The organism is Enterococcus sp. (assembly GCF_032555305.1).
In the GTDB taxonomy this organism is placed as follows: Bacteria; Bacillota; Bacilli; order Lactobacillales; family Enterococcaceae; genus Enterococcus_A.
Genome location: NZ_JAWGOQ010000015.1, coordinates 31,575 through 44,974 on the forward strand (window position 1 = coordinate 31,575; position 13,400 = coordinate 44,974).

At 38.2% G+C, this 13,400-nt stretch carries 11 protein-coding genes; 8 read left to right on the forward strand and 3 right to left on the reverse strand.

Annotated features, from left to right (window positions below):
- Nucleotides 1–23: 23 nt before the first annotated feature.
- Complete coding sequence (gene rlmD, locus E6139_RS12165) at nt 24–1,397, reverse strand: 23S rRNA (uracil(1939)-C(5))-methyltransferase RlmD (RefSeq protein ID WP_316403341.1); 1,374 nt, start codon at nt 1,395–1,397, stop codon at nt 24–26.
- Between the two features lie 179 nt (nt 1,398–1,576).
- Here rlmD and recX point away from each other — a divergent pair, with 179 nt between their 5' ends.
- The 4 genes from recX to E6139_RS12185 all read left to right on the forward strand — a co-directional run bounded on the left by recX (nt 1,577) and on the right by E6139_RS12185 (nt 6,079).
- Nucleotides 1,577–2,374 (forward strand): recombination regulator RecX, encoded by a 798-nt coding sequence (recX, locus tag E6139_RS12170; RefSeq protein ID WP_316403342.1) that lies wholly within the window; start codon nt 1,577–1,579, stop codon nt 2,372–2,374.
- On the forward strand, nt 2,367–3,518 hold the full coding sequence (mutY, locus tag E6139_RS12175; RefSeq protein WP_316403343.1) for an A/G-specific adenine glycosylase: 1,152 nt from the start codon (nt 2,367–2,369) through the stop codon (nt 3,516–3,518). Before recX ends, mutY begins: the two co-directional genes overlap by 8 nt.
- A 98-nt stretch (nt 3,519–3,616) precedes the next feature.
- The gene (locus E6139_RS12180; RefSeq protein ID WP_010740416.1) at nt 3,617–4,150 is read left to right on the forward strand and encodes a DUF402 domain-containing protein; all 534 of its coding nucleotides are present in this window, start codon (nt 3,617–3,619) and stop codon (nt 4,148–4,150) included.
- Between the two features lie 180 nt (nt 4,151–4,330).
- On the forward strand, nt 4,331–6,079 hold the full coding sequence (locus E6139_RS12185; protein ID WP_316403344.1) for a DUF6056 family protein: 1,749 nt from the start codon (nt 4,331–4,333) through the stop codon (nt 6,077–6,079).
- A gap of 110 nt (nt 6,080–6,189) precedes the next feature.
- Here the strand turns inward: E6139_RS12185 and E6139_RS12190 are convergent, their stop codons facing one another.
- Nucleotides 6,190–6,624 carry a GNAT family N-acetyltransferase gene (locus E6139_RS12190; RefSeq protein ID WP_316403345.1) on the reverse strand — a complete coding sequence of 145 codons (435 nt, stop codon included), beginning with the start codon at nt 6,622–6,624 and terminating at the stop codon, nt 6,190–6,192.
- Nucleotides 6,625–6,700: 76 nt separating this feature from the next.
- Between E6139_RS12190 and E6139_RS12195 the strand changes: the two genes are divergently transcribed.
- The 4 genes from E6139_RS12195 to E6139_RS12210 all read left to right on the forward strand — a co-directional run bounded on the left by E6139_RS12195 (nt 6,701) and on the right by E6139_RS12210 (nt 12,974).
- Nucleotides 6,701–7,825 carry an AI-2E family transporter gene (locus E6139_RS12195; protein ID WP_316403346.1) on the forward strand — a complete coding sequence of 375 codons (1,125 nt, stop codon included), beginning with the start codon at nt 6,701–6,703 and terminating at the stop codon, nt 7,823–7,825.
- A gap of 112 nt (nt 7,826–7,937) precedes the next feature.
- Nucleotides 7,938–9,314: a hemolysin family protein gene (locus E6139_RS12200; RefSeq protein WP_316403347.1), complete on the forward strand. Its 1,377-nt coding sequence runs from the start codon at nt 7,938–7,940 to the stop codon at nt 9,312–9,314.
- Nucleotides 9,315–9,590: 276 nt separating this feature from the next.
- Entirely contained in the window at nt 9,591–11,168 is a 1,578-nt protein-coding gene (locus E6139_RS12205; RefSeq protein WP_316403348.1) for a peptide chain release factor 3, read from the forward strand.
- Between the two features lie 21 nt (nt 11,169–11,189).
- The gene (locus tag E6139_RS12210; protein WP_316403349.1) at nt 11,190–12,974 is read left to right on the forward strand and encodes a hypothetical protein; all 1,785 of its coding nucleotides are present in this window, start codon (nt 11,190–11,192) and stop codon (nt 12,972–12,974) included.
- A 12-nt stretch (nt 12,975–12,986) separates the two neighbouring features.
- On the opposite strand, the gene E6139_RS12215 is transcribed toward E6139_RS12210, so the two are convergent.
- Nucleotides 12,987–13,283, reverse strand: a complete 297-nt coding sequence (locus E6139_RS12215; RefSeq protein WP_316403350.1) for a DUF1827 family protein — start codon at nt 13,281–13,283, stop codon at nt 12,987–12,989.
- Nucleotides 13,284–13,400: the final 117 nt, after the last annotated feature.

Consider the following 13,400-nt stretch of genomic DNA (forward strand, 5'->3'; position numbering starts at 1 on the left):
TTGTTAAAAACTTTGGAACAGGTTCATTTTTTTGACAGCTTTACGACCACTTCACAGCGTGCGGTTTGTGGAAACATATCAACGGATTGCAGATATTCTACACGATAGATTTTTGTTAGACTGACAAGATCACGGGCCAGTGTTGACACGTTGCATGAAATATAGACCATTTGCGGGCTAGGTGATTCTTGGATTGCTTTTAATAGCTTCGCATCTAGACCAGTTCGTGGCGGATCAACGACGATTGCATCAGGTGCGAAGCCTTCTTTTAACCACTTCGGTAGCAAGTTTTCGGCTGTTCCAACTTCGTAATGGGTATTTGTCAAACTCATCGCCTCTGCATTTTGCTTCGCGTTATCAATCGCTTGCGGAATGATATCCATTCCTCGAACTTCTTTGGCTTGTTTAGCTAGAGACAGTCCAATTGTTCCAACACCGCAGTAGGCATCTACTACTGTCTTCGGAGTCGATAAATCTAAAGCATTGATAGCTTCTTGATAAAGGACTTTTGTCTGTTTTGGATTTAATTGAAAGAAAGCACGTGGTGAAAGCTCAAAGCTTACTTCATTTATTTTTTCATTGATGGCTTCCTTGCCCCAAAGATGGATGGTCTCATCGCCCATAATGACGGACGTTTTTTTGTCCTGGATGTTTTGCATGATTGAAACAACTTCCGGTAGTCTATTCGTGATTTCTCGAATCAAAGCATTTCCCTGAGGCAGCTTTTTGGTTTTTGTAATCAACACTAACTGTACTTCACCAGTTTCAATGCCGATACGAACCATCAAAGTACGCATAATCCCTGAGTTTGTTCGTTCATCATAGATTGGCATGTCGTATTTTGATAAGAGGTTCGTGATTGTATTGATCACTTTTTGAGTAGTCGGTTCTTGGACCAAACAATCTTTAATAGGAACCAATTGATGGGAATCTGCTTGATAAAGCCCCGCTTCGACTTGCTTTGTTTGTTTATTTTTCCGCAATTGAAATTGTGCCTTATTACGATAAAGCCAAGGATCATCCATTCCAATCGTGTCCCGCAGTTCAAACTGTTGATAGCCTGCGGGTTTATATTTTTCCAATGCTTGTCGCAACAAATCTTTTTTAAAGTCTAATTGTTTGTTGTAAACAAGATGCTGCAGCTGACATCCGCCGCATTCTTCGTAAACCGGACAAGGCGGAGTGATGCGATCCGGACTTTTTTTCGTAATTTTTACTAGACTGGCTTCAGCAAAACGCGGAGTAGCTTTTGTGATCCGAGCAACAACTGTTTCATTGGGCAGCGCGCCAGTCACAAAAATGATTAGACGTTTGTAATAAGCGATGCCTTCACCATTGATACCAAGTCTTTTGATTTTTAATGTCAGGGTTTGATTAGGTTTAAGTTGAACAGCCATAAAGAGCCTCTTTCTTAAATAGTATTTTCAGCTTTTCAGCGCAATTCATTTTAGCATATTTTTATCGATTGGTCGGTTATCTATGATAGAATTAATTTTTGCGAGTATAGAAATTTCAGAGTGTTATTGGTTTACGAAGACCAATTATGATAAATGTAAACTATGAGTAGGAGGGAAAAATGTTAACAGTAGTAAAGATTAGTCAAGGCCGTGGCCCATTTTATAAGGTGGAATTTTCCAATGGCGAAAAATTACGGTTATCGGAAGATACTGTTGTACGCCATCGTTTGCTCAAAGGGCAAGAATTAGACGAGAAAGTATTGGAGGAAATCAAACAAGAAGGCAAAGAGGATATGGGTTTTCAGATGGCATTGAATTATTTAAGCTATCAATTGCGGACGGAAAAAGAGATTCGGACGTATTTAAAAGACAATGAGATCGAAAGCGGGGATCGTCACAAGATTGTTGATCGGCTGAAGGAAATGGATTTGCTGAATGATCTTGTCTATGGGGAAAGCTATGTTCGCACGCAAATGCGTTTAGGAGATAAGGGACCGCGCGTCTTACAACAAAAGTTAAAACAAAAGGGTTTAAGTGACAACGATATTCAGCAAGCGCTCTATCTTTATGAAGGCGATGAACAATTTCATGTTGCCTTACAAACTGCACAAAAAGCCTTGAGAAAATATCATCACAGCAGTCAGCGTGAAGTACAGCAGAAAATTCAACAATTATTGATGACTAAAGGTTTCAACAGCGATATTAGTAAGAATGTTTTAGCTGAAATGGATTTTTCCGAAGTTGAAGAACAGGAAAACGATGCATTGGAAATGCAAGGGGAAAAATTATGGCGTAAAAATCAGCGCTTTGAACCAGCAAAACGACGGCAAAAAGTAAAACAGAGTTTGTACCAAAAAGGCTTTCAGCTAGATCAAATTGATGCCTTTATTCGTGGAAAAGAGGAAGAAGATGAGTAAGGGATGGGAGAATTGGACAGCTTCAGAGGTGGAAGATTTTCAGGCGGATTTTTTGATGTGGTATCAGCAGGAAAAGCGGAATCTACCTTGGCGCTATAATCAAGATCCTTATCGTATCTGGATTTCGGAGATTATGCTGCAGCAAACGCGAGTTGATACGGTGATCGATTATTTCTATCGTTTTATGGAAGAATTTCCAACGATTCAGGATTTGGCAAAGGCACCAGAAGACAAATTGCTGAAAGTTTGGGAGGGCTTAGGCTATTATTCTCGGGCTCGCAATTTACAGGCGGCAGCAAAGCAGATCATGGAAGATTTCGAAGGGGAATTTCCAACAACGGTTGAAGACATTCGCTCCTTGAAAGGGATTGGTCCCTACACTGCTGGAGCAATCAGCAGCATTGCGTTTGAGATAACTGAACCAGCGATTGATGGCAATGTGATGCGTGTAGTTAGTCGCTTATTCTGTATTGAAGCAGATATAGCGAAAGCTAGCAGCCGAACGATTTTTGATGAAGCGATGCGGAAAATTATCAGTCAAACTCAACCAGGAGATTTCAATCAAGCAATGATGGACTTAGGCTCCAGTATTTGCACGCCAACGAATCCACAATGTGAAGTTTGTCCGATTCAACAGTATTGTCAAGCCTATCAGGAAAATCGTCAAGCGGAATTTCCGGTGAAATCTAAAAAGCAGAAACCAAAAGATGTATACTACGTAGCTGGCATCATCGAAAACCAGCAGCAAGAAATTTTTCTGAAAAAGCGATCAGAAACAGGCCTTTTGGCGAACATGTGGCTATTTCCATTAGAGGAGATCAACGCCGCTCGTTATACTGAGCTCCAGGAGCAATACGATCCAGCCGCTTGGGACTTATTTTCTAGCTCTAATGTCGCTGAGGATAGTCCAGATTTCTTTTCAGATCAAGAAGTTATCTGGCAGAAAAAAATCCTAGGTGAAGTGAAGCATGTTTTTAGTCATCTGCGCTGGCATATTCTTGTTTTTTACGGTCGTAGTGCTGCGCCATTGACAATTGATGGCCGATGGGTGAAACCAGATGATTTTCCCGGCTATGTTTTTCCAAAACCACAGCAGAAAATGTTGGAAGTTTTTGAAAATAATTTAGCTGACGACAAAGATTAGTAGGCAATCTTAGATTTTATTGCTATAATAATTCTGATGTCGGTGTGATAACACCCAAACAAATGCGAAATCTTTTTTTCGCTGAGGGAAGGGTAGCTATGGGAGTTCCAAAAGAAGGAGAGTTTGTAACGATCAAAAGTTACAAACACGACGGCAGTTTGCATCGAACGTGGCGTGATACCATGGTATTAAAAACAAGTGAGTGTTCACTGATCGGCTTGAATGACCATACATTGGTCACAGAATCAGATGGCAGAAGATGGGTCACTCGCGAACCAGCAATCGTTTATTTTCATCAAAAATACTGGTTCAACATAATAGCAATGATTCGAGAGAAGGGAGTTTCTTATTATTGTAATCTAGCATCACCTTATGTATTAGATGACGAGGCACTAAAGTATATTGATTATGATTTAGATGTCAAAGTTTTTCCGGACGGCGAGAAGCGTCTATTAGACGTGGATGAATATGAAGCCCATAGTCAGCAAATGCATTACTCTAAAGAAATTGATTATATCCTCAAGGAGAATGTCAAGATCTTAGTGGACTGGATCAACAATGAAAAGGGGCCTTTTTCCCAAGGCTATATTGATATTTGGTATGATCGTTACAAGCAATTGTCGCGAAAGTAGACGAAAAGGCTGTGCCAGAAATGGTACAGCCTTTTTAAATTGCTATAGAGCTGAAGAGTGAGATTGCTCTTTCTATGATTTTTTTGAACCAGCATTTGGTCAATTTTCTTTGGTTGATTGGTTTTCAATCAGTTCTTTGTTACACTAAAAAAGAATAATTTACATTTAGGAGCGTTTATTTTGGACCAATTGAAAAGAAGTAGAACCAAGGATAATGATGGAACTAGACATAATAAAAAGCTAGTTATTTTGTTTTGTATGTGTATCGCATTTATTTTGCTTATCATCCCGTTAATTTTTACTCCTGTTTCGAGTGATGATTTCATTTATATCGTGGACAACTCTAAGTGGTCTGACATTGCGTGGCGATATATGAATTGGTCAGGTCGTATTGTAGCAGATGGAGCATCATTAATTTTGTTAAAGCTGCCTACGATTGTTTACACTATTTTGAAAGCGGGTATTTGGTTAGGCCTTATAATCCTTATTTCTCAATTACCTGCAATTACTAACAAAGATACTGGTTGGAACATTAAAAATTTTATCATTGTATTTCTGCTTTATTGGATTGCTAATCCCAATTTAGGACAGACATCGTTTTGGACCGTGGGATTCACAAATTACATCCTTACCAACTTCTTCATATTGTTGTACTTTGCGTTAATCTTTTTCCTCAAAGACAAAAAGATTAAATTATGGCACTTTCTTGCTATTCCGCTGCTGGGATTATTAGCTGGAAATTCTAATGAAAATACCTCAATAGTTGTAGTACTACTCACGATTGTATTTTTGTTAATTGAGAAAAAGAAGCGTTTATTTCTATTGGGTTTACCCTTTACAATCGTTGGAGCATTGAGTTTACTCCTTTCGCCTGGACAAAGTGAAAGACTGAAAAATCCAATTTTCCAAATTTCTCGTGAGCAGTCATTACTTCAAAGACTGTGGAATTATTTTTCATCTCCATGGTTTATCGAGACATTCAAAAGTTTCTCATGGATTTTTGTAACATTCATTCTAATTGGATTTATTTATTTTTTAAGACGTCAACAGCCACAAAAGAAGAACATGATTTATAGCTTAATTTTTTTCTTTTCAGCAATTATTGCAAATGCTGCTTTTGGCGGGTCGTATGTTTTCCCCGTTTCTCTTAGATCTTTAAATGGGGCATTGATACTATTTTTGATTTCAATCGCGTTTTTCTTGAGTGATTTACAATACGAAAGAATCCCATTCCATAAAAGAAGTGCAACGTATCTCGTTATCTTACTATGTCTCCCATTTGTTTTGACATATTACTATGCTACTAAGAGCGTGATTTCTTTACATGGACAATTTAAAGTTCGAGAACAAGCCATTCTTGATGGAAAGAAAAGAAACCAAAAAACAATTTATATCCCCAATTACTATGTTGGTAAGCTATATAATCCTTCCGATAGTATTGACTTATATCAGGGGAATCTTAATGATTATTATGAGGTTGAAACAGGTACTAGAATCGTCTCTTTTGATAAAGATTTTAGTTTTGATTATAGTAATGAAAAGCTCATTAATGCGAAGCAGATTGTTTTGAACCGATCATTTGGAAAAAACATTTACTTGAAGGCTTTAAATGTATTCTCAGATGATCGAAACGTAAATAACTACAGTGTTAATTTGACATTCAATGAAAACCTATTACAGAATTATTCCTCGGATGAAGCGATGTTGTTTATTCACGTTTATTGGAGAAGAGATTCTAATTCAGCTATTACTCGTTTCGATGTCAATACATCATTAAATAATCAGTTGTTGGTTGAGGATAAGTACATTTTTTCTTCTCCTATCGGTGATATTCGACCGCAAGATATTGAACATATAGATGTGGGAATCCATAATTTAAAAACAAATAAGACTGATGAACAGACAACTGTTGATATGAAAAAGAAATAACATTCTGTTCTAGGTATGATAGAACTTAAAAGCGACAATATGCTCATGTGGCCTTGAGACCAGAGATATTGCCGCTTTTTAATATTTTATTCTTATTGATTGGTATGAAATTAGATCATCTTCTTCATATGCACATGCTCGATTCCAGCATCTTGAAAAACTTCACCATATGTAACATAGCCCATTTTTTGATAGAATTTTTCTGCCGATAATTGCGCACCTAGCTCTATTGTTTTATACCCTTGCTGTTTAGCAAAGGTTTCTGCTTCAGCCACAATAGCAGCACCAAGTTTTTTGCCGCGATACTCTTTTAAAACAGCCATACGTTGAAGTTTAAATGTTTGGTCATCTAATGCCAATAACCGAACGGTCGCCGCCGGTTTCTTGTCATCTGTATAGAGAACGAAGTGAACGGAGTAGGCTTCATTCCCATCGATCTCCAGATTGGCAGGCACGCCTTGTTCTTGGACAAATACTTTTTGCCGGATGCGAACAGCGTCGAGATAGATTTCGCTCATCGTATCTTTAGTAATTAAAATTTTCATAATGACACCTTCCTAAAGGGGATTTTTCTCCACTTGATGTATACTATAAACTAAATTAAAAAAAAGGAGTAGATGGATGTTTGAGAAAATTAAAAATTCAAAATTAATGTTCTGGTCTGTTGAGCTATTAGTTATTGCAACCTTGATTTTGGTATCATCAAAAATTGACTTTGTTTTTCAACCGATCGGAACATTCTTTACTACGTTATTTGCCCCGATCTTGATCGCCGGCTTTTTGTATTATTTATTGAATCCTCTAGTGAATCTGTTGATGAAAATGGGCGTTAAACGGATAGTGGCAATAGCGTTAATATTTATTCTATTGATTGGCATGATCGTGTTGATCTTTATGAGTGTGATTCCAAATCTGGTTGAACAGTTGGTTTCCTTGGCTAAAAATATTCCAGGATTTATCAGCAATATGCAGACTTGGCTTCAGGAAGCGGCAGACAATGCCACTCGTTTCCCACTCTTCAAAGAATTGGATGTTGATAAATATATCAACAATCTTGATGTATCAGCAGGAAGCATTATTCAACAGTCTTTAACAGGCGTAACAAATGGTTTGGGATCAGTAATTGGGAAGATCACAACAGTCGTTCTATTGCTGATTACTGTACCGTTCATTCTTTTCTATATGCTAAAAGACGGCGAGAAGCTTGTCCCAAATATCGAACGGCTTTTTCCTGAGAAACAGCGAGACAATATCAAAGGACTTTTACAGCAGCTGAATAAGACGTTATCGGATTATATTAGTGGGCAAGCGATTGAATGTTTGTTTGTCGGAACGTTTACCTTTCTAGGGTATTTGCTGATTGGTGTGGATTATGCCTTCTTGTTTGGAGTAATTGCAGGATTGACGAATTTGATTCCATACTTAGGTCCTTACTTGGGCTTGGCTCCAGCGCTGATCTATACATTTTTTGATTCGCCAACTAGAGCATTGTTATGTATTTTAATCGTATTGGTCGTTCAGCAGATCGACGGCAATGTTATCTATCCGAATGTGATCGGGAAATCATTGAATATCCATCCATTGACGATTATCTTAATTTTATTAGTCGCAGGGAATCTTTCTGGTATATTAGGAGTCTTTCTAGGAGTTCCAGTTTATGCTATTTTACGGACATTGGTAATTTTCGTAGTGAAAATCTTCAAGCAGAGTAAACAAGAAGAGCGTGAACAAGAATTTCTAAGCTAGCGAATGGCTCTTCGTTCGGAAAAGATTGCATAAAAACAACCGATGTGATACGATTTTATCGTGGCCTTTGTGCCACTTTTTTTACACTTAAAAATAAGGAGCGAATGCAATTATGAATGCTGACCCCGATAGTCAGTCGTTAATCTTACAACTAGGTCTTTTAGTAGTTTTAACGTTAATCAACGGATTTTTAGCTGCGGCTGAAATTGCGGTGGTATCGGTCAATAAAAACCGAGTAGAACAAAAAGCAGAAGAGGGTAACGTAAAATCGAAGAAGTTGTTGGAGGTTATTCAAAGTCCGAATAATTTCTTATCAACGATTCAAGTAGGAATTACGTTAGTCAACATCTTGTCAGGGGCGTCCTTGGCGGATAGCTTGTCTGCTCGTCTAGCGCCTTTATTAGGAGGCAGTGCGATTGCGCGAACAGCTGCTGCTGCGATCGTCATGATGTTATTGACCTATGTTTCGATTGTATTTGGTGAATTATACCCCAAACGAATTGCCATGACCAAGACCGAAGAAGTTGCACAATTTACTTCCGGTGTTGTTCGTAAACTAGGAATAATCACAAAACCTTTCGTTTGGTTGTTGACGGCTTCAACAAACCTGTTGGCAAAAATTACGCCAATGACGTTTGATGATGAAGATACGAAGATGACTCGTGACGAAATGCGTTATATGTTAGAAAATGAAGGCGTGTTGGACAATGATGAGATTGAGATGCTGCAGGGTGTTTTCTCATTGGATACCAAAGTTGCCCGAGAAGTAATGGTTCCTCGTACTGATTCTTTCATGATTGATATCAATGATCCAGTGTTGGAAAATGTCGATGAGATCTTGAATGAAAGTTACTCGAGAATACCGGTCTATGATGAAGATAAAGATAAAGTCGTGGGAATCTTGCACACGAAAAGATTGCTGAAATCCGCACGCCAATTTGGCTTTGAAAATATTAATTTGCAAAAGATTTTGCAAGAACCCTTATTCGTACCGGAAACAATCTTCATCGATGACTTACTTTATCAATTGCAAAAGACGCAAAACCAAATGGCTATCTTGCTAGATGAATACGGCGGGATGGTTGGACTAGTGACGTTAGAAGATTTATTGGAAGAAATCGTTGGCGAGATCGATGATGAATCCGATGAAGTTGAAAAGCTTTACGAAAAAGTCGGCGACAATGAATACTTAATCAACGGCAAGATGCTGATTGATGAGTTCAATGAAGAGTTTGATTTGAACTTGCATATGAGTGATGTTGATACGATGGCAGGTTATTTAATTACTGCACTAGGCACGATTCCAGATGAGGGAGAAAAGCTTTCATTTGATGTGGATGATCTGACCTTAATCTCAGAAGAAATGGAAGGTTCTCGTGTGTTGACATTGCGCGCGATTTTCCACCCAGAAGAACACGAAGATGTACAACCAGAAGAAGAACGGCGTTTATTCACCAAAGATTTTGAGGACGATGAACCTCGTCGCTAAGAAGAAACATAATTATATCAGGCCTTAATCTCGACTCTCGAGAGGAGGCCTGATTTTTTATGGTTTTACGTAAGTCGAATCTAAAATGAAATTTTGGTTTTATGCAAATTTACGATCAGGTTGAAAGCAGAATATTATGCACTGGGGAAAGTTTTGATTGACAATACTAACCGCCGTTTAAGATTAAGCGATTCAACTTTTCAACGGAGTAAAATCCATGCTATACTGATTGGGTTGGAAATTTTAAGATATTAGATAGATGAATGGAGCAGTAGAATGAACAATCCTGATTTAAAACAACAAGTAGACAGTCGTCGTACTTTCGCCATCATTTCCCATCCGGATGCTGGTAAAACGACGATAACTGAGCAATTATTATTATTCGGCGGAGCAATCCGTCAAGCCGGAACAGTCAAAGGTAAAAAGACTGGCAATTTCGCCAAATCCGACTGGATGGACATTGAAAAACAACGTGGAATCTCGGTAACGAGTTCCGTGATGCAATTTGATTTTGATGGTAAACGAGTAAATATTTTAGATACACCTGGGCACGAAGATTTTTCTGAAGATACATACCGTACACTAATGGCAGTCGATAGTGCTGTAATGGTGATTGATAGTGCGAAGGGTATCGAGGCTCAAACGAAAAAACTATTTCAAGTAGTAAAACGACGGGGAATCCCTATTTTTACTTTTATTAATAAATTGGATCGCGATGGACGCGAACCTTTGGAACTATTAGAAGAACTGGAAGAATTATTAGATATCGAATCTTATCCGATGAATTGGCCGATTGGTATGGGTAAAGGCTTAGAAGGAATTTATGATATCTACAACGAACGAATCGAATTCTACCGTCCAGAGCAATATGAAGGTGAACGATATGTGAAATTGACGGATGGTGAAATTGCTGGCGAGCACCCCTTAAAAGAGAAATCAATATACGACGATGTGTTAGGAGAGGTAGAACTGGTTCGTGAAGCGGGCGATCAGTTCGACCTGGAGAAAATCGAACGTGGAGATCAGACACCGGTCTTCTTTGGTTCGGCGCTAACCAATTTTGGTGTAGAAACATTCTTAGAAACATTTGTCAATCTTGCACCAAAACCACACGCACATAAAACAGAAGACGGGGAGGCAATTTCTCCATACGAAGACGAGTTTTCCGGTTTTGTTTTCAAGATTCAAGCCAACATGAATCCTAACCACCGTGATCGGATCGCTTTTGTTCGTGTATGTTCAGGTACTTTTGAACGCGGAATGGATATCACTCTTGGTCGGACTGGCAAGAAAATGAAATTAAGTAATGTTACGCAATTTATGGCAGACGCTCGCGAAAATGTTGAGGAGGCCGTTGCTGGCGACATTATCGGAGTCTATGATACTGGAAACTATCAAATCGGCGATACTTTATATGAAGGAAAACTAAAGGTTGCTTACGAAGAGCTTCCTTCATTCACACCAGAGCTATTTATGAAGGTGACTGCTAAAAATGTGATGAAACAAAAATCCTTCCATAAAGGCATCTATCAACTAGTTCAAGAAGGTGCGATCCAATTATATAAGACTTACTTGACGGACGAGTATATTATCGGTGCTGTTGGACAATTGCAGTTTGAAGTGTTTCAGCATCGTATGTTGAACGAATACAATGCAGAAGTTGTGATGACTCCGATGGGGAACAAGATTGCTCGTTGGATTGACCCAGAGCAACTAGATGAACGCATGAGCTCAAGTCGAAATATTTTAGCGAAAGATCGCTTTGATCAGCCACTGTTTCTTTTCGAAAATCAATTTGCGATGCGTTGGTTTGCGGATAAATACCCGGAAGTCGAATTAAAGAGCCTAATGTAAACGTTGAGAGAGGAACCTTCGATGCAAAAACTAAAAAGTGACGCATTGATTATTTTGAAAAAGCTAAAGCAGCCAGCAAATCTGTTTCTGATCATTCTGTTGGTTGGATTAACTGTATTTCGTTTAGTCCTGAGCGCTAAAGCTCCTTACTTCACCAACTTATTTGCTGGTTATGATGATCAACTGTTCATTCATTACAGCGAGGAGATACTAAATGGGAATTGGCTGGGGGCCTATTCTACTAAGACATTATCTAAAGGAATTTCCTATTCTCTATTTATCGTGTGGGCTAATAAGCTTCACTTATCGTATGGAATGTTTTTAGGATTGTTCAATGTTTTGGCTTGTTCAGTTGCGACGTTCGCACTGCGTCCATTGGTTAATAATCGTTGGATAACGACTTTCATTTATATGTTCTTCTTGTATTCTCCTGTAACTTTAACAAGCGAGTATAGCACACGGATCTATCGAAATACTTTAGTAGTTCCCGCAGTAGTTTTGGTAATCGCTTGTTTAGTCGGACTATATTTTCGACGAAATGGGAAGCTGCGATCATTTGTTTTTTGGAGTCTAGGATTGTCACTTGTTTTTCCGTTTTATTGGTACATTAGAGAGGATTCCTTGTGGCTTTTTCCATTGATGATCGTTGGATTATTGATCATCGCTGGCTCAGTTATTTTCGAAAATGTATCGGATTTCAGAATAAAAAATCTTCGATCAGCGCTTAAAAAGTTTTACTTCACAAGGACACAGTTAGCTAAGTTGTTATTATGTGTGTTGCCTTTTGTGTTCCTTTATTCAACAACAACTGTTTTGAAAAATATAAATAAAGAACATTACGGGATTGAATTAGTCAATGATCGCACTGGCGGTGCTTTTGGTGATGTTTCGAAGCAATTGATTCGGATGGACGATGGTACGAAGTTGAACCAGAATAATAGTAAAGTTTGGGTTTCGAGGAAGGCGTTGGAAAAAGCAGAGGCCGCTTCACCAACACTTAAATCCATCGCTAAAAATATCGACTGGATCTATCAGGATAGTCCTTGGTCTGGTGGTGAGGACATAGCGGGCGACATTATTTTCTGGGCATTGCGAGATGCTGCTGCACAAGCAGGTTATTATAAAGACGGACAGAAAACAGAGCAATTTTGGCAAAAAGTAGATTCAGAATTATCAGAAGCCTATAAAAATGGCAAATTGAAAAAGAAGAAAGAGCTATATTTGACCGCAACTGGTGATGGAAAATTGGTGAAAGATCTACCATTAGTGGCTGATTTTATGAAAAGCGGATTTAGTTACAATGTTTTTTATAAGAACTATAGTCAAGGAGCAAATGGTACTCTCGGTCCAAAAGAAGAGATCAAAAAGGCAGAGACCCTATTGAGACATTCATTCTCAAACAATTGGCAGGATGTAAATGCTCCCCAAAATAGACCAATCAAAGCTTCTAAAATTTCAAGAATATCAGACAGTATAATTAAATGGTATCAAAACTTATTGCCGCTGTGGTTGCTGGTGACGGTGACAGGAATCTTAGTGATCATTTTTGGAAGTCTTTTTTCTAAGGAGCAATTAAAAATTTTTCGCGGAATGCTATTAATACTATTGGGGCTAGTGTTGTCTTATCTGATTTTCCTGATCGGGGTCTCATGGTTTTGTTCATGGGCTCCTGAGCGGAAAGAGATGTTTATGATGATATATACTGGAGCAGGAGTTCCAGTGATTCAATGGCTTGAAGTGCTGGCTTTAGTCGGCATCCTTCAATTGCCGATCATCGCTAAAAAACTAAACAAAAAAAATAGTTGAAGCTAGCTTCAACTATTTTTTTGTTATCGACATTTCAATTAGACCAGGAGATTCCAAATAAGAAATATTTGAAAAATCATAAGTACCTTCGTCTAATTTTCGTTTAAAATATTTATGTACAAAATCAACTTCCGAGGGCAAGATGTTCCGATTATCGTTTTTTAAAACGATTTCCGCGTGCTTGTAGGCATCCGTATAAATCACAGTAGTATTTCCGATTGTATAGACTTTAATCATATTTGCATCAGTATTCTCTAGCTGATTATAAACCATTTGTGAATGGCTATTGGTTACATTGATTAGTTTCATCCCGAAACACCTTCTTCCTAAATGCTACTTCATAGTGTAATTATATAAGAAAGATTAAGAAAAAAGAAGGATGTTGCTCATTTTTTATGAGAAGGTTTAAAGAAATTGATAAGGCAA

Bases quoted from the DNA above. Each gene is read 5' to 3' on its own strand.
- E6139_RS12180 (WP_010740416.1), top strand. From the start codon at position 3,617: ATGGGAGTTCCAAAAGAAGGAGAGTTTGTAACGATCAAAAGTTACAAA.
- E6139_RS12195 (WP_316403346.1), top strand. From the start codon at position 6,701: ATGTTTGAGAAAATTAAAAATTCAAAATTAATGTTCTGGTCTGTTGAG.
- E6139_RS12215 (WP_316403350.1), bottom strand. From the start codon at position 13,283: ATGAAACTAATCAATGTAACCAATAGCCATTCACAAATGGTTTATAAT.
- recX (WP_316403342.1), top strand. From the start codon at position 1,577: ATGTTAACAGTAGTAAAGATTAGTCAAGGCCGTGGCCCATTTTATAAG.
- E6139_RS12190 (WP_316403345.1), bottom strand. From the start codon at position 6,624: ATGAAAATTTTAATTACTAAAGATACGATGAGCGAAATCTATCTCGAC.
- E6139_RS12205 (WP_316403348.1), top strand. From the start codon at position 9,591: ATGAACAATCCTGATTTAAAACAACAAGTAGACAGTCGTCGTACTTTC.
- E6139_RS12200 (WP_316403347.1), top strand. From the start codon at position 7,938: ATGAATGCTGACCCCGATAGTCAGTCGTTAATCTTACAACTAGGTCTT.
- mutY (WP_316403343.1), top strand. From the start codon at position 2,367: ATGAGTAAGGGATGGGAGAATTGGACAGCTTCAGAGGTGGAAGATTTT.
- E6139_RS12210 (WP_316403349.1), top strand. From the start codon at position 11,190: ATGCAAAAACTAAAAAGTGACGCATTGATTATTTTGAAAAAGCTAAAG.
- rlmD (WP_316403341.1), bottom strand. From the start codon at position 1,397: ATGGCTGTTCAACTTAAACCTAATCAAACCCTGACATTAAAAATCAAA.